Origin of the sequence: Cryobacterium breve, assembly GCF_027594785.1 — a bacterium.
GTDB lineage: Bacteria > Actinomycetota > Actinomycetes > Actinomycetales > Microbacteriaceae > Cryobacterium > Cryobacterium breve_A.
This window is the reverse complement of sequence record NZ_CP075584.1, coordinates 1-23,359: the sequence shown is the minus strand read 5'-3', so window position 1 is coordinate 23,359 and position 23,359 is coordinate 1. Positions and strand designations below refer to the sequence as shown.

Genomic DNA, 23,359 nt, shown 5'->3' with positions numbered 1-23,359 from the left:
CCGATGTCGATCGTTCTCGGACCCAACCGGTATGGCAAAGCGGAAAACCGGGTTGTGCGCATCTACCGCGACTCGCCCCGGCACGAGATCCACGACATCAGCGTGTCGACCGCGCTGCGCGGAGACTTCGCGCGGGCGCACCTCGCGGGCGACCAGCTGAACGTTCTGCCGACGGATACCCAGAAGCAGACCGCATACTCCTTCGCGAAAGAGAAGGGGCTGCTCTCGATCGAGAGCTACGGCCTCGACCTCGCCTCCCACTTCGTCGACACGGTCGAGCCCGTGCACACCGCCCGGGTCGAGATCGAGGAGTTCGCCTGGCAACGGGTGCTCGTCGACGGCAGCGAGCACAACCACACCTGGGTGCGGCGTGGCCAGGAGGTGCGCACCGCGGCGATCACGGTCGAGGGCATGGGCGCGGACCGGCGCACCTGGGTGATCGGCGGGCTCAAGGACCTCGTGATCCTCAAGTCGACGGGCTCCGAGTTCGCCGGTTTCATGCAGGACCCGTACACGCTCCTGCAGCCGACCTCCGACCGGGTGATGGCGACCTCGCTCACCGCCGGCTGGCGTTTTTCGACGACGGATGTCGACTGGGAAGCCACCTACGCCGGCATCAAACAGGTGCTCGTCAGCCAGTTCGCGACCGTGCACTCCCTCGCCCTGCAGCAGACCCTCTACGAGATGGGCCGGGCCGTGCTCGAGGCGTTCCCCGTTGTCGCCGAGGTGCGCCTGTCCGCCCCGAACAAGCATCATTTCCTCTACGACCTCTCCCCCTTCGGCGTGGCCAACAACAACGAGGTCTACCACGCGGCCGACCGCCCGTACGGCCTGATCCAGGCGACCGTGCTGCACGACGACGCCGCGGATGCAGGTACCGCCTGGGACTCCTACACCGGGCTCGTCTAGGGTGGTCAGGTTCGTTGCGGGTCCGCCCGTACGATGGCTGTGATGAGCACCTCCGCGCCGGCGTCTGCGGCCACCCCAGCCCCGTCATCCGTTCCCACGCCGACCGTCCACGTCTATCGCGGCCACGTCTTCCACATCGCGGGATCCCCGGTCGTCGCCGACGCCCGGGAGCACCTCGTGTCCCTGCCCGACGGCGCCCTCGTCACCGGTGCGGACGGCAGGATCGCCTGGGTCGGGCCGTTCGCCGAGCTCCCGGCCGGCTTCCGCGACCACCCGGTGACCGACAACCGCGGCGGCTTCATCCTGCCCGGCTTCGTCGACACCCACCTGCACTACCCGCAGACCTACTCGACCGACGCCTACGGCGGCGGGCAGCTGCTCGAGTGGCTCGACAACTGCGTGTTTCCCGCCGAGACCCGGCTGCGGGACCCCGAGTTCGCGGCGCGCATCGCCCGGGACTTCACCCGGCGCCGGGTCGCGGCCGGCACCACGAGCGCCCTCGTTTTCGGGTCAGCCTTCCCGCACGCCCAGGACGCCCTCTTCGCCGAGAGCCAGGCCGCCGGGCTCCGCCTGGTCAGTGGTCGCGGGGTGCAGACCGTCGGGTCGGGCCCTGCCGGCGCTCTCCTGACCGGTGAGGCCGAGGCCCTCGACCTGATCGGGGCCGAGATCGACCGCTGGCACGCCGTCGACACCGGCGACCCCGCGACGGCGCTGCTGCAGGTCGCGGTCGTGCCCCGGTTCAGTCTCTCGGTGACGCCGACGACCCTCGCCGGCCTCGGCGAGCTCTACGACGACGCGCGCGAGCGCGGCGTGTACTTCCACTCGCACCTCAACGAGAACAACCGGCCCGGCACCGGCGAGATCGACGCCGTGAAGGCGGTGTACGGGGTCGACACCTACCTCGACACCTACGACGGGCTGTTTCTGCCGGGGTCGAAGCGGGGCGGGTCGAGCCTGCTCGGGCGGCGCAGCATCCTCGCCCACGCGGTGCACTGCGAGGATGCCGAGCTCGCCCGCCTCGCGGAGTCCGGCACCTCGGTCGCGCACTGCCCGACCTCGCAGCAGTTCCTCGGCTCCGGCACGATGCCGTGGCTGCGGACGACCTCTTTCGGCGTGAACGTCGCAATCGGCTCGGACATCGGCGCCGGCGACGAGTGGCTGATCTCCCGCGTGCTCAACGACTGCTTCAAGGTGCACCTGTCGGAGCCGGGCGACGCCGGGCTCTCGCTCGACCCGGCCGCGCTGCTCTTCACCGGCACGCTCGCGGGCGCCCGCGCCCTCGACATGGAGGCCCGGTTCGGCAACTTCGACGTGGGCAAGGACGCCGACTTCCTGCTCATCGAACCGGACCGCTGGGAACCGCTTGCGACCGTGCTGAACCGAGGCATCCGGGCGGACGACGAGCGGATGGCCACGGACCAGACCCTCTTCGCCCTGCTGCTCGCGCTCCGCCAGCCCGCGATCACGGGAGTGTTCGTGCAAGGCCGCCGCGTGCTCGCCCCCGAGTAGCGCGGCCTCGCCCGCCGGCTCCGTCCCGGCCGCAGGCAACTGTCGCCGTTGCGGACAACTGTTCCCCGTGCGCCGGCAACAGTTGTCCGCATCGGCAACAGTTGATGCCGGCGGTGGCCGGGCCACACGCGGATGCCGTGGGTCAGGGCTCGGGGTGCTCCTTCTCGAGGGCATTCGCGAGCGCGATCGAGAACGCGGCAGCGAGGACTACGAAGCGGAGAGTCAGCGACATGTCTTGGTGGCCGGTCACGAGCATCCCGATCACATCGAAGCCCGAGAGCGTCAGCGCGACCATACCAACGCCGGCGAACGCGCGGCTCGCCAGGCTCCGGTCGTTGGCGTCCCGATACTCGAAATTACTGATCCGCAGCTGTTCGGATGCCCGGGGACTGCGGGCGTACCTGGCCACTCCGACCCAGATCACGGCGAAGCCGAGCAGCACTGCGGCTCCGACCAGATTGCCGAGCACCGCCGCCACGACGGTCGCGATGAGGAATGCCACGCTGATCAGTGAATTCACAGGCGATATTGGCAGGCGATCTCGGATCGTCGACACGAATGGCTCCTCAACGATGGTGCGGGTCGGACGCCCATTGGCGGGCGATGGCGAGAGCGAGCGGCAGAGCTGGGTAACTCACGCAGTATGGCACGCGCTCGGTTGCCGCAGCCGGACAACTGTGGCCGCTCCGGACATCTGTTGCCCGTGTGCCGGCACCAGTTGTCCGCATCGGCCACAGTTCCCGCGCGCGATCGCGTCGGTGACCGTTGCCGGGTGCGTCTGCTGCGCGGGCGGATGCCGCGAGCCGGCCGCCCTGGTCAGCTGCCGCGGTATGTCGAGTAGGCGAAGGGGCTGAGCAACAGCGGCACGTGGTAGTGCGCGGCCGGGTCGGTCAGGTCGATCGTCACCGAGACTTCGGGGTACAGGGTCGGCTGGCCGGTGCCGGCGAAGTAGCGCCCGGTGTCGAAGGTGAGGCGGTACCGGCCCGCGGGGAGATCGGCCGGGCCGAGCGCGGAGACCCGGCCGTCGGCATCCGTGCCGGCGCTCGCGAGCACGTGCCAGCCGGACTCAAGTCGCTGCTCGAGCTCGACGGGAACGTCGGCGGCGGGCCGGCCGGACACGGCGTCGAGCACGTGGGTCGTGATGCGGCTTCGGGGAGTCGCGATCGGGGCGTCTGTCGCGGCGACCGAAACGGCCGCTGGAGTTGTCGTGTTGCCGGCGGCCGCCGTCGCGGCGACGACGTCGGCGACGACGCTCGCGACAAGGCCTTCGGAGTCAGGCGAGTCGGGGGCCCCTGCCCGGGTGGCCCGCTCGGCGGCGAGACGCTCCGCGACGGTTCCGGCGAGTGTGGCCAGCCGGAGCAGGGCGATGTCGCGCAGTTCGGTGCCGACGATCTTCAACTCGGCGGCGTCGTCGAGCGCGAGGCGCCGGTGCAGTTCGGCGAGGATCTCGGTGCGCGACCGGCCGGCGGCGCGGATGAGGAAGACCCGGCCGAAGCGTTCCTCGTACGCCCGGTTGCCTTCGGCAATCGCCGCGGCGAGGGTGGAGTCTGCGGCGTCGGCGGAGGACTGCTCGCTGCGGGAGAACCGCGCGGCCTGCGAGTCTCCCCGCGGGGTCTCGCCGATCCGCGGGTGCGCGGACAGCGCTTCGTCGATCTCGCTACGGCTGAGCGGTGTCGCGGCCGTACGGGCGGCGGCGAGCAGGGCGGCCGCCGACTCGAACGGCGACTGCGAGGCGACCTCATCGACCCAGCGGGGTACGGCCAGGCAGGTCAGGAGCGCCTCGCGAAGCTCAGGTGTCGACATCCTCTTCATGGCAGTTCTCCTCGTCCTGCTCCAGCCTAGAGTGCCCGTGGCGACAGCGCATACGATGGCGGGCATGGTGAATACAGACGCAGCGCGCGACCGGGCGGATGCGGGGAAAGCCCCGGTCGCGGGGCTTGTGCTGGCCGCGGGGGCCGGTTCCCGGTTCGGGCAGCCGAAGGCGCTCGTGCTCGGGGCCGACGGTGTGCCGTGGCTCGTGCGGACGGTCGGCGTGCTCCGCGCGGCTGGTTGCTCACCCGTCATCGTCGTGCTCGGAGCCGAGGGTGCCGCGGCCGCAGCGCTGCTCGCCGAGGCGGGCCCGACCGACCCGACGACGGTCGTCGCGTATGCCGCCGACTGGGCCGAGGGGCTCTCGGCCTCCCTCCGCACGGGGCTCGAGGCGGCGCTCGGCGTCGCCGGTGACCCCGTCGCCGTCGCGGTCGTTCCCGTCGACGTCCCCGACCTCGACGCCGCGACGGTGGCGCGGGTGCTCGACGCTGACGCTGGCGTGACCCCGGACAGCCTGAGGCAGGCCGTTTTCGCCGGCCGGCCGGGGCATCCGGTGCTGATCGGGCGCACGCACTGGGAACCGCTGCGGGCGCAACTCACGGGCGACACCGGGGCGCGTCCCTATCTGCTCGCGCACGGCGTGCTCCCGGTCGAATGCGGCGACCTCACGACGGGCGCCGACGTCGACACCCTCCCCGGCGTGCCCGAGTCATAACTCCTGCAAATTCCGGGCCCGCCGACACGAACGCCCGGAAACACGGGTCACCGCAGGGCCTGTTGCGCGAGCCCTCAGAATGTGAAGGAGTTATGCCGATGAGACGGCCGGGTAGCCTGCGGCGAGGGCTCGGACGGCGGCTTCGAGAGCGTCAACGGCGAGAGCGACGTCGGCCGCGGTCACCGACTCGTCCGGGTGGTGGCTGATCCCGCCGGCACAGCGTACAAAGAGCATGCCGACGTCGGTGATCGCGGCGATCGCCATCGCGTCGTGACCGGCGATCGAGGGCAGGCTCGCGCGGGGCCGGCTCGGTCGGTTCCTCCGCGCCGGAGTCCGACCCGACCTCGCCTTGCCGTGCCGCGACCGCTTCGGTCGAGCGGATGCCGGCCGCAATCGCCGCACGCAACCGCGGTGCGCAGGCCACGGCGGCCGCCTCGTGCACCTGGTTGCTGTCGAGGTGGAGGACGCGGGTGGCGCAGATGTCGGTGAGGGCGGCCTCGATCAGGGTCCAGCCCCGATCGCGGTCGGCGTCGTCCGGCGCGCGCAGGTCGAGGCTGAACTCGACCTTCCCTGGGATGACGTTGACGGCGTCCGGAAACACCTTCAGGTGTCCGACGGTCGCGGTGAGGCCCTCGGTGCGGGCGATGCGCTCGATCGTCGTGATGCACTCGGCAGCACCGGCGAGGGCGTCGCGGCGACGGGACCACGGGGTCCCGGAGTGCCCGGCGGCCCCGGTGACCGTCAACAGGAAGCGGCGGGCACCGGCGATTCCAGTGACGACGCCGAGGGCACGGTTCTCCTCCTCGAGCACGGGTCCCTGTTCGATATGGGCCTCGAGGTAGCCGACGAGCTCCTGGGGCGCGCGGGCGGCGTCGCCGACCTTGGCAGGGTCGAGGCCGAAGGCGAGGAATGCCTCGCGCAGGCTCACGCCGCCCTCGTCACGGAGGTCCCACCAGGACTCGAGCCAGGTGCCGGCCACGGCCCGGCTGCCGAGCAGGGTGGTGCCGAAGCGGGTGCCCTCCTCGTCGCCGAATGCCGCGATCTCGAGGGCGAACGGCAGCGGGCGTCCAGAGGCGGCGATCCGCCCGGCGACGGTGATGGCCACGAGCACACCGAGGATGCCGTCGTAGCGTCCCGCCGCGCGCACAGTGTCGAGGTGCGAGCCGAGCAGCAGGGCCGGGAGCCCGCGGGTGCGGCCGGAGAGCCGTGCGCACTGGTTCCCGGCGGCATCCTGCCAGGTGGTGAGACCCGCTGCGGTCATCCAGCCGGCGACCCGGTAGTTGACGGCGGCGTGCTCCGCCGAGAGGTAGGTCCGCTCGATCCCCTCAGTGAGGGACGAGTGCCGGGCGAGCGCGTCGCACCGGGCCAGGATCACGGCCGCGTCGGCATCCGACACGCTCGGCACCGCGGTCGTCATGAGAGCACCACGGCATCGTCGGTCGCGGCAGCGACGCGATCCGCGTCGACAGCGGCAGTCCCGGCAGGCGGCTCGGCAGCGGCGTCACGGTCGGCGTCGGCGTACAGGTCCCAGGCCGCGCCGACTCCCCCGCCGCCGGTGACGGATGCCCCCGCGCGCCGCAGCACCTGTTCGAGCGCCGCGAGGGTGGTCAGCACGGTGTCCTTGCGGGCGTTGTAGCCCATCACGCCGATCCGCCAGACCTTGCCGTGCAGCGGACCGAAGGAGGTGCCGATCTCGATGCCGAAGTCGTCGAGGAGCGTGCCGCGCACCGCGTCGCCGTTGACGCCGTCGGGAATCAAGACCGCGACGACGTTGTTCATCCGGTGGGCCGGGTCGCCGAAGACGGAGAGTCCCAGCCCGTGCACTCCCGCGAGCATCGCCGAGCCGTGCAGCCGGTGCCGGGCGACGGCGTTCTCCATGCCCTCGTCGACGAGGAGGCGCGCGCACTCCCTGGCGCCGTACAGGGCGGTCGTGGCCTCGGTGTGGTGGTTGAGCCTGCGGGGACCCCAGTAGTCGAAGAGCATCGCGAGGTCGAAATAGTTCGAGCGGATCCGGTTGGACAGCACCGCGTCCCCGGGCTCGCGGATGCCAGCCTCGATGCTCCGGCGGGATTCGATCACCTCGACGGCGCGGGCCGAGAAGGTGGCCGGCGCGGAACCGGACGGCCCGGCGAGGCACTTCTGCAGGCCGGCGGTCACGGCGTCGAGACCCCAGGCATCCGCTTCGAAGGTGTTGCCGGCGAGCGAGGCTGTCACGTCGGTGTAGAAGAGCACGCCGTGCCGGGCGCAGATGTCGCCGAGCTCGTCGAGCGGCTGGGCGAGGGTCGTCGAGGTGTCGCCGTGGACGATCGCAAGCAGCGTCGGCCGGGTCTCGATGATCGCCTGTTCGATCGCGGCCGGTGTGAAGACGGTGCCCCACGGCACCTCTCGAACGTGGACCTCTGCGCCGACCCGTTCGGCGATCTCGCGGAGCAGGTGCCCGAAACGCCCGAAGATGGGCACGAGCACCCGGTCGCCCGGCTGGATCAGCGAGACGAGGGCGGCTTCGATCCCGGCGCGCGCGGTGCCGTCGATCACGAGGGTCTGTTGATTGCCGGTGCGGAATACGTCGCGGTACAGGCCCATCGTTTCGGTCATATACCCGGTCATCGCCGGATCGTACTGGCCGACGAGTTGGGCGGACATGGCGCGCAGCACCCGTGGGTCCGCGTTGATCGGCCCCGGCCCCATCAGCAGGCGCTGCGGCGGGTTGATCGGAAGGCTCGGAACGGTTGTCGACTGCAGCGGATACGTCACACGACCAGCTTAGGCACGCAGCGTTTCGGTGGTGTTACTCCTGCCCCATCCACGAGTTAGTCAGGGATTCCGTTGGCTCAGCCCTCGAGCCCCTCCGCGAGCCCTGCGGCCAGGTCGAGGAGGGCGAGGTCGGAGTAACGCGGTCCGACGAGGCTGAGCCCCAGCGGCGCGCCGCCGACGACGAGTCCGGGCATGGACACCGACGGGTAGCCGCCGATTCCGGCCAGGCAGGTCATCGAGAGCGTCGCGGCACGGACCCGTTCGATCTGGGCGCCCGATGCGCTCCTCGCGGGCGCGGTCGACGAAGCCGCGGGGAGCAACAGGATCCGGCCGTCGAGCGCGGCGTCGAGCCGGTCCCTGGCCTCGGCGAGATCGCCCCGGTGACCGGCCTCCTCGTCAGCGTCGATGAGTGAGGCGAAGGCGAACCGGGACCGCACATCGGGGCCGAGTGTGCCCGGATGGGCGTCGACCCAGTCCCCGTGGCTGCGCCAGGCCTCGGCGGCCTGCACGGTGCGGAAGGTCTCGAAGAGGTCGGCGAGGGGGTCGATCGTGATGATGTCGACCGGTTCCGGCAGGTATCCGCCGCGCTCGAGGCGGTCGATCGCCTCGACGAAAGCGGCCTGCACGTCCTCTTCCGCCGCGAACACCAGCTGCCCGCAGACGACGAACCGCGCGGCAACGGGCAGTTGCCGCTCAGGGTCGAGCGAGGTGGCCGCCGCCGACACGAGCAGTCCCGACGTCCTGGCGAGCCAGCCGACGGTGTCGAACGAGGGCGCGAGCGGGAGAACACCCCCGAGGCTCACCGACCCGTGGCTCGTCCTCAGCCCCCAGAGGCCCTGGTAGGAGGCGGGAACCCGGATCGACCCTGCGGTGTCGGTCGCGAGGCCGAGGTCCGCCTGCCCGAGGGCGACCGCTGCGGCAGGGCCGCTCGACGAGCCGCCCGGCAGCCCGCCGGGGACCCGCGGATTCGGCGGGGTCCCCGAGTGCACGTTGGTCCCGGCGATGCTGTACGCGAATTCGTCGGTCTGGGCGATGCCGATCACGCTCGCACCGGCCCCGAGGAGTGCCGTCACCGCCGGGGCGCTCTCGGTCGCAGCGGTGCCGCTTCGCAGATAGTCGGGGTTGCCGGCTCCGACTGCGAATCCGGCCACCTCGAAGAGGTCCTTGACCGCGACCCGCACGCCCGAGAGTGCTCCACCGCTCGCGCCGGCGAGCAGCGGCGTTCCGACGACCCGCCAGATGCTCGGGTCGACCGCGGGTGCGGATGCCGCGACCTGCGCGGCCTCGATCTGCCAGCCGGCCGCGGTTCGGCTCCAGAGTTGCGTCACGACTCCGGCCCCGCCGGCCACGGGCGCGTTCTCCGCGACGATCAGGGCGTGCTCTGTCCCGATGGCCCGCACGTGCAGCGAGCGGATGCCGCGGCGCACGACCCCGGGGCGGGAGGCGCGGAATCCGGCGATCGCCTCGCTCCCGACGAGCAGCCCGGTCGCATCGCCGCGGAGCGTGTGCGGCCCGGGCACGAAGAACCCGGCGAGCGCCTCGTGGTCATTGGCAGCGAGCGCGTCCTCGTAGGCCTCGAAGGCGGCGAGCAGTCCGTCCGGAAGCTCCCCCGTGATGGAGGTGGGCCGAAGCGGCGGCGCGGCAGCCGGGAGCGCGGTGTCTGCAAGCGCTACGGCCGGAAATGCGGCGTCCGCGGGCGTCACGGCCGGGAGTGCGGCGTCCGCAGGCGTGGCTGCGGGGACAGCGGCCGGGACGAGCGAACCAGTCTCCGGGGCGGTGAGCGGCCGGGTCGTCTGCTCAGGCACCGAAGTCCGCCGTCCGGATGCGGGCGTGCACGCCCGTGACCCTGTCGACGACCTGGGAGATGTTGAAGTCGGTCGCCGCACTCAGGTAGGCGTACGCGAGGGTCGGGTCCATGCCGTATCGCGCCCCGAGCAGGGCGATCGCGGCGCGCACACAGGCGCGCATCGCTTCGTCGAGGTCGGGGTCGAGCCCGGTCGGCACGAGGAACTCGCCCGTCTCGGCGAGCGGACCGGTCAGGTCGCCGAAGAGCGCCGCCGCCTCGTCCGCCGGAATGACGTCGAAGCGGATGCGCACCCGCAGGCTGGCCTCGAGTGCGGTCAGCGCCACCTCGCCGTCGCCCTGCGCGAAGTGCGGATCGCCCACGTAGGCGAGCGCGCCCGGCACCTGGACGGGCAGGTACAGCGCGCTGCCGACGGTGAGCAGGCTGATGTCGAGGTTGCCGCCGTGCGCGCCGGGCGGGACGGAGTGCGGCCGGGTGTCCCCCGCGACGCCGACGCCCATGATGCCGAGGAACGGGTCGAGCGGGAAGCGCACGACCCGGTCGCCGCCGGGAACCAGCGGGAGGGTGCCGAAGAGCGCCCCGGCAGCCGTCCCGAAGTCGGGATCGGTGTCGACCTCGGTGAACACGGAGACCGTTCCCGGTCCGACGGGGTACTCGCCGGGCCGGGCCCCCGGCCGTGGCGACTCGAGATGACGCCGTAGGGCACCCGGGGAGTCGCCTCGAGCAGGGTCATCCGGAGCAGGTCGCCCGGGAGAGCCCCACGCACCTCGATCGGTCCGGTCACGACGTGTGGGCCGTCCGCCTCAGCATCCCGCGGGTAGTCGCTCGCGGCGAGCGCGACGGCGTCCGTCAGGACATCGCCCGCTGCGACGCCGTGGCCGCCGAAGAAGGCGAGCGGGTCCCTGCCCTGGTCCTCGAGCAGTCCCTCGTGGCTGAGAGTGTCGATCGTGACGACGTCACCCGATCCGATCGAGAGCACCGCGGTATCCGCTGAACAGGGCAGGCGCCCCCAGAGCACGGTCTCCGGGGTGGCCGGCAGGTAGTGCCCGGGCGCGATGCTCCCCATGCCGGGCTGTAGTACGACGTACGACATGGGAGCCTTCCAGGTGCGCGGAAACAAGACGTGGTGCTTCACACTATTGGTGCCTCGCGCTCGAGGCTATCTCCCGTTTGCGTGCCATTCGGCCAGCCGGTACGTTTCAGGTCACTGTTGACACGATCGACATGAGTTTTACCTCCAGGAAACATACGCAGCAGTCACCGTCCCGAAGGATCACCGTGCTCGAGAAGCTCCGCCGCCATCCCGCGAACCTGCACCTCGGCCTCATGCTCGCGCTGACGTTCTCGACCGGTCTGGCGGATGCCGTCGGGTACCTCGGCCTCGACAAGGTGTTCACCGGCAACATGACGGGAAACGTCGTCATCCTCGGAATGGCCCTCGCCGGCGCGAGCAACCTGCCCGTGCTCGGCCCGCTGCTCGCCCTGTTCACCTTCATGCTCGGCGCCGCCATCGGCGGACGGGTGCTGCGGCCCGTCGCGATCGGCTGGACGACCCACGCGACGGTGCTGTTCGCGGTGCAGGGTGCGATCATGGCCGGACTGGCGGTGGCCCTGTTCCTCGGCGGCGGGCATCCGCCGCAGCCCTTCGACCTGGCGATCACGAGCCTCCTCGCGGCGATGATGGGACTCAGGCCGGCGTCGCCCGGCACATCGGGGTCAAGGACGTCACGACGGTGGTCGTGACCTCGACGATCACGGGACTGGCCGCCGACTCGCGGCTCGGCGGCGGCAAGGGCCAGCCGTGGTTCCGCCGGGTGGCCGCGATCCTGCTGATCTGCGCGGGCGCCTTCGTGGGAGCCCTCCTTCTCACGGTGCACATCGGCTGGGGCGTCGCCCTGTCTGCCGTGATCACGCTCGTCGTCGCGGCGCTCGGGCACGCGGCCGGGCGCCCGCACCACGCGCTCGAAAACAGACCGGGTGTATGAGTTTCCGGCCACGGTGGCGGGAAGGACCCCCGGCATGTCAGGCTTAACCGGTGCCGAAGACTTTTGAAAAATCGGACCTGCGTGAAGCCGTCTCCCTCGACCGCCCCTGGGTCACCATTGTGTGGGACGACCCGGTCAACCTGATGTCCTATGTGTCCTACGTGTTCCGCAGCTACTTCGGGGTCGCCGCAGAGGAAGCCGAACGCCTGATGCTGCGGGTGCACAACTCCGGCAAGGCGGTCGTCGCAACCGGGAACCGCGAGTCGATGGAACGCCACGTCGAGGCGATGCACGACTTCGGGCTCTGGGCCACCCTCTCCCGCGGGGACTCCTGATGCTCTTCACCCGGGACCCGGCCGGAACGGTGTCCGCGAGCTTCGAATCCGTCGAGCTCGGGCTGCTCAGGCTCGCCGCGAGCCAGCTGATCGAGCTCCTGCTCGCCGCGGAGACACGCCCTCGGGACCAGCGCCGACCCGGCCCTCCGCCGCCTGCTTCCCGACGCCTACCCTGACGACGCCGAGGCGTCCGCCGAATTCCGCCGTTTCACCTCGGGAGACCTCCTCGACCGCAAACTGGGCAACGCCCGCGTGGTGCTCGCGACGCTCGGCGAGGAGCCGCTCGACGAGATCGCCGACGAGCCCCTCGAACCCCTCCTGGACGACCGCTTCGAGGTCGCGCCGACGCCGATCGCGCTCGACGCCGTCGGCGTGCAGTCGTGGCTGCGCACGCTCACCGACCTGAGGCTCACCCTCGCCGAGCGCCTCCAGATGTCCCCGGACGGCGAACAGCACCTCGACGCCGACGAGGCTCCGCTACTCAGCAGCATCTACGAGTGGCTCGGCATGGTGCAGGAGTCCCTCGTCTACGCCATCGACCGCTGAGCCCCAGCCGCAGACCCGGGCGCTGAGTCCCGGGGGCAGCATCCCGGGGGCAGCATCCGCACTCTCGCGCAAAGTCGGAGATTTTCGCGACACGCTGGTGTCCAGCCAGCGGATGCGGCGAGTCGCGAAATTCTCCGACGTTACGCGCGTCACCAGTCGCCTGTCGCCCCGAAGCCGCGAGCACAGGGGCGGGAGCACAGGGGCGGGAGTCCGACGTGCGAAAGCGGCGCGATCAGCCCGCTGCCGGGATCGCCGCGAGCGCCGTCAGCGCCTCGTAGGCCCGGCGCGGGCCTGCACCGCCCCGCAGCGAGGTGCTGAGCGCGTCGAGCCGCGCCCGGTCTGCTGCCGCGAGCGCGAGCACCGACCGGAGCGCGTCGAGGAGTTCCGCCGCCGACGCCGTGTTGGGTGCGAGCGAGAGCCCGAACCCGGCCGCCTCGACGGCTTCTGCCCCGGCGAACTGGTCGGTCGAGAACGGGAGCACGAGCAGCGGCACCCCGGCGGTCATCGCCTCGGTCACGCTGTTGTTGCCGCCGTGCGTCACGGCGACCGCCGCGGCATCGAGCAGGGCCACCTGCGGCAGGAAGCCGCGCACGAGCCAGGAGTCCGGGATCTCCCCCAGGTCAGCGGGATCGGTCGACCCCGTCGCGAGGGCGACCCTGACGGAGAGCCCGCGGAGGGCATCCGTGACGCGGGCGAGCACGTCGCCGCGCACCGACAGGAAGCTCCCGAAGCTCACGTAGACGAGCGGGCGGTCGTCGGAGGCCGCGCGTGACGCGGCGAGCCAGGCCTCGACCTCGGGATCGCGGGCCTCGGCGCGCACCGCCGACCCGAGGAACACGTGCTCCTGAAGCAGCGCCGTCCGGGCGGGCGCGTGCAGTTCGGCCGGATAGTTGAGCATCAGCACGTCGCCGGATTCGGTGAAGGCGTCGCGGCTCGGCTCGGCCGCCGGGTCGAGTTCGAGGAGGGCGGCGTTCCACTGGGCGGTGAAGGTGTCGCGCACCGCCTCGCAGGTGCTGAGCAGCCCGGCGAGGTCGTCGGGCTCCGGCGAGAACGCGTCGGGCCAGGCGGACGGGAAGCCGTAGACCTCCTCGCCGACCGGCAGGGCGGTCGGGTGCCCGAGCACGACGTCGGCGTGGCGGATGCCGGCGCTCACCAAGGCGAGGCGGGCGCTGAAGGCGAGGTGGTCGACGATGATCTGGTCCGGGCGCACCTCGGCGACGATGCGCTGCACCTCGCGGGCGATCTCGACCGGGTTCCAGAGCAGGTCGTTGCTGCGTGCCTCGGCCTGGAACTGCAGGGTCTGCACGAGTCCGAGCCTCGTCGCGGCGAAGAAACCCCGGAGGGCGTCGTCCTCACCGCTCGGCTGCTGTTCCGCCCGGATCGTTCCGGGGTTCGAGCCTCGGCCGAGCTGCAGGTTCACCCGCTCGAAGCCGAACTCGGCGACGATTCCGGCCGTCGCGGGGCCGCTCGCGACGACGACCCGTTCCCCGGCGGCCTGCCAGGCCGTGCCGAGGGTCGCGAGCGGGAACAGGTGCGAGGCGTAGTCGGGGCTGATGATGAGCAGGGTCATGAGGCGCTCAGCGTCCAGGTCGAGGCGAGTCCCCGGCCGTAGCCGTTCGCCGCCTCCGCCCGGAGGCGCTCGTGCGCTTCGGCGACGTCGCGGTAGACCCCGGAGAGGGTCGTGGCCATCGCCTGGATCGTGAAGGATCCGGAGACCATGGCCATGGCGCGCTCGGCGAACTCGGGGCCGAAGGGGCCCGGCTGCGGCTCGAGGGCCTCACGCACTCCCCCGGCGAGATCGGCCGGATTCCCGGTGTCGACCAGGAACCCGGTCACGCCCTGCTCGACGTAGGTGGCCGGTCCCCCGCCGTTCGGAGCGACCACGGTGAGGCCCGCGGCCATCGCCTCGAGGAGCGCGATGCCGAACTCCTCCTTCATGCTCGCGCAGACGTACACGCCATTGGCCGCGGCGAGGCCGGTGCGGCCGAGGCGAGTGGCGGCGAGCCAGCGGGCGACGGTGTCGTTCGAGCGGTGGCCGGCAATCAGGAGACCGGCGTGGGCGGCCTCGCCGAGCGGGACAGCGGCGTGGATCCTTCCGAGCTGTTCGGCCTCGTCGGGAGTGGGGTTCGCGAGGTCGCCTCCGACGATCAGGAGGTTGCAGGCGGCACGGAGCGCAGGGTCGGCCGCCCAGGCTTCGACGAGGGTCGCCATGCCCTTGACACGATGCAGCCGCCCGACCGTGATCGCGAGCGGCAGTGCGCGGCGCTCGGGCGGGAGGGTTGCGAGGAGATCGTCGAGCTGGCCGAGGGCGACGGCGCCCTCGACGCTCATCTGCGCGGGGGCCACGGACGCGGGCACGGCGGCGGCGTCGGGCAGGGGTTCGGCATACGCCGCGGCCACGGCGGCCTCCGCCGGAGTGCCGTCGCTCGCCCTGGCGTCGACGAGCGACGCCTCGATCACGGCGATGTCGATGCCCTCTGCCACGATCGAGTGCCGTTCCGGGTGCTGCGTCACGTCGATGCCGACGAGCTCACGCAGGTCACGCTCGAGGTCGGGACGGGGGAAGAGAACCGTGTGGGCGGCATCCGCTGCGAGGCGCTGCACGAGCCGGACCCGGAACCAGAAGTGTTCGCCCGCATCGACCGTGCCGAACGTGGCGCGGGTGAGGGCGCCGGCGGACTCGAGCGAGCGGATGAGGCTGTGCGGGTCTGGCGCGACGGTGAACACGACCGGGATGTCGAGTTCCCTCGCGACCGTCGACGCGGCGAGGGTGCCGACGTCCGCCATCCGCAGGTGGATCGCGTCGACCGGGCCCGCGGCGCGGAGCACCCGGCGGATGCCGCGCTGGGTCGCGATCCGGCGCGACCAGGCGTCTGCGGAGGCGACGGGCTCGCCGAGGAACGGGACCGTCGCGAAGGCGTGGCCGGACAGTGTCGACGCCACCTCGGGCAGGCAGTCGAGTGCGGAGGCGAAGCCGCCGCGGGAGAGGGTGAGTACCCGGCCGACATCGCCGGCAGCACTGTCGGCATCGCTGGCGGCGTGGCCAGCGACGAGTGCGTCCCCGAGCCGGACGAGAAGGGTCGCGATGCCGCCGTTGTCGCCGGAGCCGACCCGGGTCAGCGCTCCGTCGATGTCGGCGTGCAGGAACAGCTGGGCGACGGTCGTTCCGCTGCTCCACGGTGCCCGCGGGTAGCTCGGCACGGTCAGGTCGATCACGGCGAGCCTGGCGACCTCGGCGAGGACCCCGCTTCCGGCGGCCAGGCCGGTGACGATCCGGAGGCCGGTGTCCCCGGAACCGACCCCGGAGCCGATCCCTGTTCCGATTCCCGTGCCGGCGCCCGAGAGGGAGCCGGGGGCGGCATCGGCGAGGCCCCGGTCGCCGATCGCGGCGATCGCCGCAGCCCGCACCTCGGTCGCCTCGGCCGGGTCGACGGCGATCTGGAAGAGCATGCGTTCCGGGATGCGCCCCGAGATCTGGCCGATGGTTTCGACCAGTCGGGAACGGGCGCCCGGCTCGGTGACTCCGAGCAGAGCGCCCTCGACAGCGAGGGCGACGGGACCCGCGACGGCCGCGCTCCATTGTTCGAGGGTGCGCTGGGCGATCATCCCGGCGAAACCGCCGTCGATGACCATCCCGAGGAGAGGCGCGACCGCGTCGAAGCGCGGCAGGCGGGCGCTGAAGGCCCAGGCGGCGTGCTCGCGGAGGAAAAGCTGCTCATGCCCGAGGAGGGAGACGAGGACCTCGTCGGCGGTCTCGTCGAAGACCTGGGCGAGGGCGTGCACGGCGGCGATCGCGGTGACCTGGTCTGCGGGATCGACGGCGGCGTCGGCGAGCAGGCGAACGGCTCGGCTGCCGCCGTCCCGGCTCGCGGCGACCGTGAGGTCGTCGGCGGCCATGATCGTGGCGAGGATCGAGTCCGCGTTCCGGAGTGAATCCAGTGTGCTCTGTGTTCCCATGGTCGAACTCCTGTCTGCCGGGGATGCCGCGGCTGGTGTCGGCCGATGGGCCGAGAATGACCCGGTGGGTCGGGACAAAAGCCCCGTCATGATTCAACGCCACTTTTCTGGTTGCCGCGCCCGTCAGGGCTGGGAATCACCCGAGAGGACGCCGCATGGTTCACAGACCCTCCGGCGGCGGCCGTTGTGCCGGTGCGCAGTCAAAAGGAGCATCATGGATTTCATGACACGTCACGCCCCGATCCAGGACATCAACGAAGACTCCCTCGTCGTGAAGAAGCCGAAGACCAGCGCGGCGGGCCTCGAAGCCGTCGTCGTCGCGCTCGAGCGCGGCGTCGCCCAGGCCGGGATCGGCCGCACCACCCGGGCCCTGCTCCGACTCAACCAGCGCGACGGGACCGACTGCCCCGGTTGCGCCTGGCCGGAATCGCAGGGTCACCGCAAGACCGCCGAATTCTGCGAGAACGGCGCGAAGGCCGTCGCGGAGGAGAGCACCGTACGCCAGGTGACGCCCGCATTCTGGGCGGAGCACTCCATCGCCGAACTCGCGACCAAGACCGAGTACTGGCTCGGCAACCAGGGCCGCATCACGCACCCCGTCGTCATCCGCCCCGGCGACACGCACTACTCGCAGATCTCCTGGAACGACGCGTTCGAGCTGATCGGCGAGCAGATCCGCGCGACGACCCCCGACCGCACCGTCTTCTACACGTCTGGCCGCACCGCGAACGAGTCCGCGTTCCTCTACCAGCTGTTCGCCCGCTCGATCGGCACGAACAACCTGCCGGACTGCTCGAACATGTGCCACGAGTCCTCCGGCTCGGCGATGAACGCGACGATCGGCATCGGCAAAGGCACCGTCTCCCTCGAGGACATCCACCACGCCGAACTCATCCTCGTCGTCGGCCAGAACCCCGGCACCAACCACCCCAGGATGCTGTCCGCACTCAAGGAGTGCAAGGACAACGGCGGGAAGGTGGTCGCGGTCAACCCCCTGCCCGAGGCCGGGCTGTTCAACTTCAGGGACCCGCAGTCCGTCTCCGGCCTGATCGGTGACGGCACCGCGCTCGCCGACGAATACCTGCAGATCAAGGTCGGCGGGGACCTCGCCCTGTTCCAGGCCCTCGGCCACCTGCTCCTCGAGGAGGAGAAGCGGGTGCCCGGCTCCGTCGTCGACCAGGCCTTCGTCGACGCCAACACGCAGGGACTGGAGGAGTACCGGGCAGCGCGCGGCGAGATCGACTGGGAGGAAACCGAGAAGGCGACCGGGCTCTCCCGGCTGCAGATCGCCGTCGTCGCGAGCATGCTCGTGGCGTCGAAGGCCACGATCATCTGCTGGGCGCTCGGACTGACCCAGCAGCCGCACTCGGTCAACACGCTCAAGGAGATCATCAACCTGCTCCTGCTGCAGGGCAACTTCGGCAAGCCGGGCGCCGGCGCCTGCCCGGTACGCGGGCACTCGAATGTTCAGGGCGACCGCACGATGGGCGTCTGGGAGAAGCCGAAGGAGGCCTTCCTCGCAGCGGTCGACACCGAGTTCGGCATCGTGTCGCCCCGCGAGCACGGCCTCGACTCCGTGGCGACGGTCGAGGCCTTCGAGAACGAGGACGTCGACGTGTTCGTGTCTCTCGGCGGCAACTTCGCCCTCGCCTGCTCGGACACCGCCAAGCTCGAGGCCGCGATGCAGCGGGTCGGGCTCACGGTGCACATCTCCACGAAGCCGAACCGCTCGCACGTGATGCACGGACGCACCTCGCTGATCCTGCCGACCCTCGGTCGCACCGACACCGACGACAAGCACCCCGGCGGCCGCCAGGTGCTGTCCGTCGAGGACTCGATGTCGGTCGTGCGCACGACGCAGGGTCGCCTCGACCCGGTGTCGGAGCATCTGCTCGCCGAACCGGTCATCGTCGCCCGGATGGCGAGCGCGACCCTCGGCGCCGACCACCCGGTCGACTGGAAGGCGATGAGCGAGGACTACGACCTCATCCGCGACCACATCTCCCGCGTCGTGCCCGGGTTCACCGACTTCAACCGGAGGCTGAAGACGAAGAACGGGTTCGTACTGCCGAACCCGCCCCGCGACACCCGCAGCTTCGCGACCGACATCGGCCGCGCGCGGTTCACGGTCAGCCCCCTCGAGTACCTGACCCCGCCGGCCGGGCACCTCATCCTGCAGACCATCCGCAGCCACGACCAGTACAACACCACGTTCTACGGCCTCGACGACCGCTACCGCGGCATCTCGAACGGGCGCAGGGTCATCCTGATCAACAAGGACGACGTCGTCGAGCTCGGCTTCCACGACCGCGACCTCGTCGACGTCATCAGCACCTTCCCGCGGTGAGGAACGCCGCGCGGATGAGTTCCGGCTCGTGGTCTACCCGACCCCGCGCGGCTGCGCGCTGCGTACTTCCCCGAGGCGAACGCGCTCATGCACCGCGAACTCGTCGCCCGCGAGTCGAACACCCCCGGCTACAAGGCCATGGCCGTGCGTTTCACCGCCCACGAGCCCGCCCCGGTCCCGACGAAAGGTTAGGACGCGGGGCCGAGCACCACGCGGAGCATGCCGGTGAAGGCCGCTCGCTCGGCGCCGAGCGGGGCGAAGAAGCGTCGGTCGACCGCTTCGACGGCCGCGTTCGCGCGGGCGGCAAGCTCGGCTCCCGCCGGTGTCGCCCGGAGGGCCTTTGCCCGGGCATCCGTCGGGTGACCCCGCCGTTCCACGAGGTTCTTCCGTTCCAGGGTGCGCAACACCTGGGACGTCATCATCGGGTCCGTGCCGGCGTGGCGCGAGAGCTCGCGCTGGGTGGTCGGCCCGTCGGCGTCGAGCCACGCGAGCGAGGCGAGCAAGACGAACTGCACGTGTGTCAGGTCGAACGGCCGGAGTGCGGCCCGCTGGGCCGCCTGCCAGGCGTTGGTGACGCGCCACAGCATCAGTCCGGTGCTGTCCTCCGCGGACGCGAACTCGCTTTCGAGCCCGTTCTCCTCGGCGTCCGGCATCAACGCGCAGGGTCTGCAGGGTCTGCAGGCTCCGCGGATGCCTCGGCGAGCGCGAACAGCCCGGCCATCGCCTCAGGGAAGTCCGCACTGATCTCCGGGCCGAGCCCCGGCCCGATCTCGTCAGCGTCCTGCCCGGTGATGACGAGTTCGTGGGTGACCCGCGTGCCGCCGTCGCGGGGTGTGAACGAGTGCCGGAACGTCAGCACGACGTCGCCGAATGTGGTCTCGTCGGCATACCGTTCGTTCGGGGCCAGTTCGATGATGCGGGATCGGAACGTGTCCTGCCCGACCGGAGTCACGCTCAACTCCGTGCCGACGGTGAACGCCCCGTCCATCTCGAAGACGTCCCCGCCCGCGGCCGCGGCGACCCCGGTGTGGATGTCCCGGAACGCCGCCCAGACCGCGGCCGGTGTGGCGCTGGTGTCTGCCGTGTACTCAGTTCTCCACATGAGGTGACCTCTCGTTCGCAGCTGCCCCGCGAATCGAAGCAGTTAGTATGCGCACATACTAATTCGGCGCTACGGAACCGGCAAGGGCCGCTGGGGCAGAACTCGCAGGACTCGCAGCACCCTCGGCACCGGCGACATCGTCCGCTGCGCGCCCGCCACCGCCGGTGATCCGTTCGGCGCCCGCGTAGATCACCATGGAGTCGCCGCGCAGGAAGCCGACGAGGGTCATGCCCACGTCCGTTGCGAGTTCCGCTGCGAGCGAGGACGGCGCGGAGACCGCGGCCAGCATCGGGATGCCGGCCATCGCGGCCTTCTGGACGAGTTCGAAACTCGCCCGGCCGGAGACCTGGAGAACGGTTCCACGCAGCGGCAGCCGGTTCTCCTTGACCGCCCAGCCGATCACCTTGTCGACGGCGTTGTGGCGCCCGACGTCCTCGCGCAGCACAAGCAGTTCCCCGTGACGGCGTCGAAGAGCCCGGCCGCATGCAGGCCGCCGGTCTTCTCGAAGACGGTCTGGCCGGCCCGGAGCACGTCCGGGAATGTGGTGAGGAGTTCGGCGTCGAGGAGGACGGGGTCGTCTGAGACGGTGAAGGCCGACCGGGTGCGCACGGCGTCGATATTCGCCTTCCCGCAGAGACCGCACGCGCTCGTGGTGAGGAAATTCCGTTCCAGGCTCGGGTCGGGGGCGGCGACGCCGGGCGCAAGGCTCACGTCGAGAACGTTGTAGGTGTTCTCACCGTCAACGGTGGCGCCGGCGCAGTAGCGCGCCGCGAAGAAATGCTCGCCGCGGCTGATCACGCCCTCGGAGACCAGGAAGCCCGCGGCCAGGTCATAGTCGTTGCCGGGTGTGCGCATCGTCACCGCGAGCGACGTGCCGTTCACGCGGATCTCGAGCGGCTCCTCGACGGCGAGCACGTCTTCCCTGGTGGTCCTGCGGCCGCCGACGGTGAGCCGGACAACCTTTCGTCGTGCCGTGATTCGTGTCATTGTTGCTGGTCACCCTCCGATGTACGACATCTCGATCTTCTTCTTGCCGGATGCCCGCAGCTCGCTCGTCTTCGCGCTCCGCAGGTCCGAGTACCGGTCGGTCCGCTCTCGCCAGATCGACGCCATGGCCGCGGACAGCTCGTCGTCCGTGGCGCCGCCGCGGAGGAGCGCACGCAGGTCGTGTCCCTCCGTCGCGAACAGGCACGTGAAGAGCTTGCCGTCTGTCGACACCCGGGCGCGCGAACAGGTCGAGCAGAACGACTGCGTCACGCTCGAGATCACTCCGATCTCCCCGCTGCCGTCGCGGTAGCGCCAGCGCGCTGAGGTCTCCCCGGTGTAGTTCGGGGCGACCTCCTCGAGGGGCAGTTCGGCGCCGATCCGGGCGATGACCTCGCTGGAGGGCACGACGGCACCCATCTCCCAGCCGTTGCTCGACCCGACGTCCATGAATTCGATGAAGCGGAGGATGACCGGGGTGCCCTGGAAGTGCCGCGCCATCGCGACGATGTCCCCGTCGTTCTGGCCGCGCTTGACGACCATGTTGACCTTGACCGGGCCGAGCCCGACGTTCGAGGCGACCTCGATGCCGTGCAGGACCTTCGCGACCGGGAAGTTCACGTCGTTCATGGCCCGGAAGGTCGCGTCGTCGAGGGAGTCGAGGGACACCGTGACCCGGCGGAGCCCCGCGTCCTTCAGTGCCTGCGCCTTGACCGCGAGTGCTGAGCCGTTGGTGGTCAGGGCGATGTCGATGGGCCGGCCGTCCGGGGTGCGGAGCGCCGAGAGCTGGGCGACGAGGTCTTCGAGGCCGCGACGCAGCAGCGGCTCCCCGCCGGTCAGCCGGATCTTGCCGACCCCGTGCGCGACGCTCACCCGGGCGAGCCGGGTGATCTCCTCGAAGGTGAGCAATTCGTCCCGCTCCATGAAGGCGAAGTCACGGCCGAAGACCTCCTTCGGCATGCAGTACACACAGCGGAAGTTGCACCGGTCCGTGACCGAGATCCGCAGGTCGTGCAGCGGCCGGCCACGGGTGTCCGTGAGTGTCGGGTTTCCGGTCATACGCTCCACCTAATCTTCGCTCACCCTGGCCCAGCGACACGGATGCCCGGCCAGGGCGGCCCTGGCCGGGCATCCGCTCGACACGGTTGCGGTTACGTCACTGATTCACTACTTGACGTAACCGTTCGGGTTGAGCACATATTTCACGGACTTGCCGGCGTCGAACTCGGCGTAGCCGCGCGGCGCGTCCTCGAGGCTGATCGCCTGGGCGTTGACGGCCTTGGCGATCTGCACCTTGTCGTTGAGGATCGCCATCATGAGCTGGCGGTTGTACTTCATCACCGGGCACTGGCCCGTCGTGAAGGACAACGACTTCGCCCAGCCGAGGCCGAGCCGGATCGAGAGCGACCCGACCTTCGCGGCCTCGTCGACCCCGCCCGGGTCACCCGTGACGTACAGCCCGGGGATGCCGAGCGCACCACCGGCCGCCGTGATCGTCATGAGCGAGTTGAGCACCGTCGCCGGACGCTCCTCCCCCGCGGCCTGGCCGTGCCCGCGGGCCTCGAAGCCGACCGCGTCGACGGCGCAGTCGACCTCTGGCACACCGAGGATCTGCTCGATCTGGTCCTGCGGGTCGCCCTAGCGCAGGTCGACCGTCTCGCAGCCGAAGCTGCGGGCCTGGGCGAGCCGCTCCTCGTTGAGGTCGCCGACGATGACGGCGGCCGCTCCGAGCAGGTGCGCGGAGGCCGCAGCCGCAAGGCCGACGGGTCCGGCACCGGCGACGTAGACCGTCGACCCGACGCCGACATTGGCGCTCACCGCCCCGTGGAACCCGGTGGGGAAGATGTCCGAGAGCATGGTCAGGTCCATGATCTTCGCGAGCGCCTGGTCACGGTCCGGGAACTTCAGGAGGTTCCAGTCCGCATACGGCACGAGAACGTACTCGGCCTGGCCGCCGACCCAACCGCCCATGTCGACATAGCCGTATGCGCTGCCGGGGCGGTCGGGGTTGACGTTCAGGCAGATCCCGGTCTTGCGCTCCTTGCAGTTGCGACAGCGACCGCAGGAGATATTGAACGGGACCGACACGATGTCGCCGACCTTGATGAACTCGACATCGGGCCCGGTTTCGACGACCTCTCCGGTGATCTCGTGCCCGAGCACGAGGTCGGCGGGGGCGGTCGTGCGCCCGCGGACCATGTGCTGGTCCGAGCCGCAGATGTTGGTGCTGACCGTGCGGAGTATGACCCCGTGCGGTACCTTCCGGCCGACATTGGCCGGGTTGACGCCGGGCCCGTCCTTCAGTTCGAAGGTGGGGTAGTCGATGTCGATGACCTCGACGGTCCCTTTGCCCAGGCTCTTATGAAAAGTTGCTCTGTTCCCTGTCATTACATACCTTCCCTGGGTTCTGCCTTGTTCCTCTGGACACGACCACTTCGGTCGTGCGAGATTGCAGTCTTGCTGGTTGGTGCGCTGTGGGGGTGGTACGGCACACTCTGGTGCCGTCTTCGACGAAACACCCATCGGCGGGGGATATCAAGGGGGTGGCGAGACTCTGGGCAGGCGGATGCGGATGCACCGGGCCGCCGGGAGCGCCTAGCGTA

The 23,359-nt window shown here is 70.7% G+C and carries 18 protein-coding genes and 4 pseudogenes; 9 read left to right on the top strand and 13 right to left on the bottom strand.

Translation table 11 applies throughout. The annotated features are described in order from the left end of the window. Nucleotides 1–3: 3 nt before the first annotated feature. Entirely contained in the window at nucleotides 4–909 is a 906-nt protein-coding gene (pucL, locus tag KIV56_RS00120; RefSeq protein ID WP_281534681.1) for a factor-independent urate hydroxylase, read from the top strand. Nucleotides 910–951: 42 nt separating this feature from the next. Further along, nucleotides 952–2,418 (top strand): amidohydrolase family protein, encoded by a 1,467-nt coding sequence (locus KIV56_RS00115; protein WP_281534680.1) that lies wholly within the window; start codon nucleotides 952–954, stop codon nucleotides 2,416–2,418. Nucleotides 2,419–2,560: 142 nt separating this feature from the next. Here KIV56_RS00115 and KIV56_RS00110 read toward each other — a convergent pair whose 3' ends face one another. Then, nucleotides 2,561–2,938, bottom strand: coding sequence for a hypothetical protein (locus KIV56_RS00110; RefSeq protein ID WP_281534679.1), 378 nt, complete (start codon nucleotides 2,936–2,938; stop codon nucleotides 2,561–2,563). A 296-nt stretch (nucleotides 2,939–3,234) separates the two neighbouring features. After that, complete coding sequence (uraD, locus tag KIV56_RS20065) at nucleotides 3,235–4,230, bottom strand: 2-oxo-4-hydroxy-4-carboxy-5-ureidoimidazoline decarboxylase (RefSeq protein WP_432432579.1); 996 nt, start codon at nucleotides 4,228–4,230, stop codon at nucleotides 3,235–3,237. 64 nt (nucleotides 4,231–4,294) lie between these two features. Between uraD and KIV56_RS00095 the strand changes: the two genes are divergently transcribed. Beyond that, nucleotides 4,295–4,942, top strand: a complete 648-nt coding sequence (locus tag KIV56_RS00095) for a nucleotidyltransferase family protein (protein ID WP_281534678.1) — start codon at nucleotides 4,295–4,297, stop codon at nucleotides 4,940–4,942. 151 nt (nucleotides 4,943–5,093) lie between these two features. Here KIV56_RS00095 and KIV56_RS00085 read toward each other — a convergent pair whose 3' ends face one another. The 4 genes from KIV56_RS00085 to KIV56_RS19310 form a co-directional block, all read right to left on the bottom strand. Beyond that, a complete protein-coding gene (locus KIV56_RS00085) occupies nucleotides 5,094–6,359 on the bottom strand; it encodes a hydantoinase/carbamoylase family amidase (protein WP_348648434.1) in 1,266 nt (421 codons plus the stop codon). Next, entirely contained in the window at nucleotides 6,356–7,696 is a 1,341-nt protein-coding gene (locus KIV56_RS00080) for a pyridoxal-phosphate-dependent aminotransferase family protein (RefSeq protein WP_432432578.1), read from the bottom strand. Before KIV56_RS00080 ends, KIV56_RS00085 begins: the two co-directional genes overlap by 4 nt. Nucleotides 7,697–7,773: 77 nt before the next feature. Further along, the gene (locus KIV56_RS00075; protein ID WP_281534676.1) at nucleotides 7,774–9,501 is read right to left on the bottom strand and encodes an AtzH-like domain-containing protein; all 1,728 of its coding nucleotides are present in this window, start codon (nucleotides 9,499–9,501) and stop codon (nucleotides 7,774–7,776) included. Next, complete coding sequence (locus KIV56_RS19310; protein ID WP_348648430.1) at nucleotides 9,494–10,126, bottom strand: acetamidase/formamidase family protein; 633 nt, start codon at nucleotides 10,124–10,126, stop codon at nucleotides 9,494–9,496. Before KIV56_RS19310 ends, KIV56_RS00075 begins: the two co-directional genes overlap by 8 nt. A 50-nt stretch (nucleotides 10,127–10,176) precedes the next feature. Between KIV56_RS19310 and KIV56_RS19305 the strand changes: the two genes are divergently transcribed. The 5 genes and pseudogenes from KIV56_RS19305 to KIV56_RS00045 all read left to right on the top strand — a co-directional run bounded on the left by KIV56_RS19305 (nucleotide 10,177) and on the right by KIV56_RS00045 (nucleotide 12,366). Beyond that, nucleotides 10,177–10,494: a hypothetical protein gene (locus KIV56_RS19305; RefSeq protein ID WP_348648429.1), complete on the top strand. Its 318-nt coding sequence runs from the start codon at nucleotides 10,177–10,179 to the stop codon at nucleotides 10,492–10,494. Nucleotides 10,495–10,724: 230 nt separating this feature from the next. Further along, nucleotides 10,725–11,485: pseudogene (locus KIV56_RS20060) on the top strand (YoaK family protein). A 50-nt stretch (nucleotides 11,486–11,535) separates the two neighbouring features. Next, a complete protein-coding gene (gene clpS / locus KIV56_RS00055) occupies nucleotides 11,536–11,820 on the top strand; it encodes an ATP-dependent Clp protease adapter ClpS (protein ID WP_281534690.1) in 285 nt (94 codons plus the stop codon). Then, nucleotides 11,820–11,996 (top strand): hypothetical protein, encoded by a 177-nt coding sequence (locus tag KIV56_RS00050; RefSeq protein WP_281534689.1) that lies wholly within the window; start codon nucleotides 11,820–11,822, stop codon nucleotides 11,994–11,996. The genes clpS and KIV56_RS00050 overlap by 1 nt, the downstream gene beginning before the upstream one ends. Then, nucleotides 11,974–12,366, top strand: a complete 393-nt coding sequence (locus KIV56_RS00045; RefSeq protein ID WP_281536232.1) for a DUF2017 family protein — start codon at nucleotides 11,974–11,976, stop codon at nucleotides 12,364–12,366. Before KIV56_RS00050 ends, KIV56_RS00045 begins: the two co-directional genes overlap by 23 nt. Before the next feature lie 232 nt (nucleotides 12,367–12,598). Here KIV56_RS00045 and KIV56_RS00040 read toward each other — a convergent pair whose 3' ends face one another. Then, nucleotides 12,599–13,936, bottom strand: coding sequence for a glycosyltransferase (locus KIV56_RS00040; protein ID WP_281534674.1), 1,338 nt, complete (start codon nucleotides 13,934–13,936; stop codon nucleotides 12,599–12,601). Continuing rightward, nucleotides 13,933–16,323 (bottom strand): glycosyltransferase, encoded by a 2,391-nt coding sequence (locus tag KIV56_RS00035; RefSeq protein ID WP_281534688.1) that lies wholly within the window; start codon nucleotides 16,321–16,323, stop codon nucleotides 13,933–13,935. The genes KIV56_RS00040 and KIV56_RS00035 overlap by 4 nt, the downstream gene beginning before the upstream one ends. Nucleotides 16,324–16,546: 223 nt before the next feature. Here KIV56_RS00035 and KIV56_RS00030 point away from each other — a divergent pair. Beyond that, nucleotides 16,547–18,862 (top strand): annotated as a pseudogene (locus KIV56_RS00030) (FdhF/YdeP family oxidoreductase). Here the strand turns inward: KIV56_RS00030 and KIV56_RS00025 are convergent. The 5 genes and pseudogenes from KIV56_RS00025 to fdhA form a co-directional block, all read right to left on the bottom strand. Further along, a complete protein-coding gene (locus KIV56_RS00025; protein WP_281536227.1) occupies nucleotides 18,859–19,323 on the bottom strand; it encodes a MarR family winged helix-turn-helix transcriptional regulator in 465 nt (154 codons plus the stop codon). The pseudogene KIV56_RS00030 and the gene KIV56_RS00025 sit on opposite strands and share 4 nt — an antisense overlap. Beyond that, on the bottom strand, nucleotides 19,323–19,772 hold the full coding sequence (locus tag KIV56_RS00020) for an SRPBCC family protein (protein WP_281534672.1): 450 nt from the start codon (nucleotides 19,770–19,772) through the stop codon (nucleotides 19,323–19,325). The genes KIV56_RS00025 and KIV56_RS00020 overlap by 1 nt, the downstream gene beginning before the upstream one ends. Before the next feature lie 58 nt (nucleotides 19,773–19,830). Beyond that, a pseudogene (gene fdhD, locus KIV56_RS00015) lies at nucleotides 19,831–20,759 on the bottom strand (formate dehydrogenase accessory sulfurtransferase FdhD). Nucleotides 20,760–20,768: 9 nt separating this feature from the next. Next, on the bottom strand, nucleotides 20,769–21,815 hold the full coding sequence (gene moaA / locus KIV56_RS00010; protein WP_281534670.1) for a GTP 3',8-cyclase MoaA: 1,047 nt from the start codon (nucleotides 21,813–21,815) through the stop codon (nucleotides 20,769–20,771). A gap of 108 nt (nucleotides 21,816–21,923) precedes the next feature. Continuing rightward, nucleotides 21,924–23,144, bottom strand: a pseudogene (gene fdhA / locus KIV56_RS00005) (formaldehyde dehydrogenase, glutathione-independent). Between the last annotated feature and the right edge of the window lie 215 nt (nucleotides 23,145–23,359).

Coding starts and splice junctions, on each gene's coding strand:
- KIV56_RS00040 (WP_281534674.1), bottom strand. CDS start 13,936: ATGACCCTGCTCATCATCAGCCCCGACTACGCCTCGCACCTGTTCCCG.
- KIV56_RS00095 (WP_281534678.1), top strand. CDS start 4,295: ATGGTGAATACAGACGCAGCGCGCGACCGGGCGGATGCGGGGAAAGCC.
- KIV56_RS00115 (WP_281534680.1), top strand. CDS start 952: ATGAGCACCTCCGCGCCGGCGTCTGCGGCCACCCCAGCCCCGTCATCC.
- pucL (WP_281534681.1), top strand. CDS start 4: ATGTCGATCGTTCTCGGACCCAACCGGTATGGCAAAGCGGAAAACCGG.
- KIV56_RS00085 (WP_348648434.1), bottom strand. CDS start 6,359: ATGACGACCGCGGTGCCGAGCGTGTCGGATGCCGACGCGGCCGTGATC.
- KIV56_RS00050 (WP_281534689.1), top strand. CDS start 11,820: ATGCTCTTCACCCGGGACCCGGCCGGAACGGTGTCCGCGAGCTTCGAA.
- KIV56_RS00035 (WP_281534688.1), bottom strand. CDS start 16,323: ATGGGAACACAGAGCACACTGGATTCACTCCGGAACGCGGACTCGATC.
- KIV56_RS00020 (WP_281534672.1), bottom strand. CDS start 19,772: ATGTGGAGAACTGAGTACACGGCAGACACCAGCGCCACACCGGCCGCG.
- KIV56_RS00025 (WP_281536227.1), bottom strand. CDS start 19,323: ATGCCGGACGCCGAGGAGAACGGGCTCGAAAGCGAGTTCGCGTCCGCG.
- uraD (WP_432432579.1), bottom strand. CDS start 4,230: ATGAAGAGGATGTCGACACCTGAGCTTCGCGAGGCGCTCCTGACCTGC.
- moaA (WP_281534670.1), bottom strand. CDS start 21,815: ATGACCGGAAACCCGACACTCACGGACACCCGTGGCCGGCCGCTGCAC.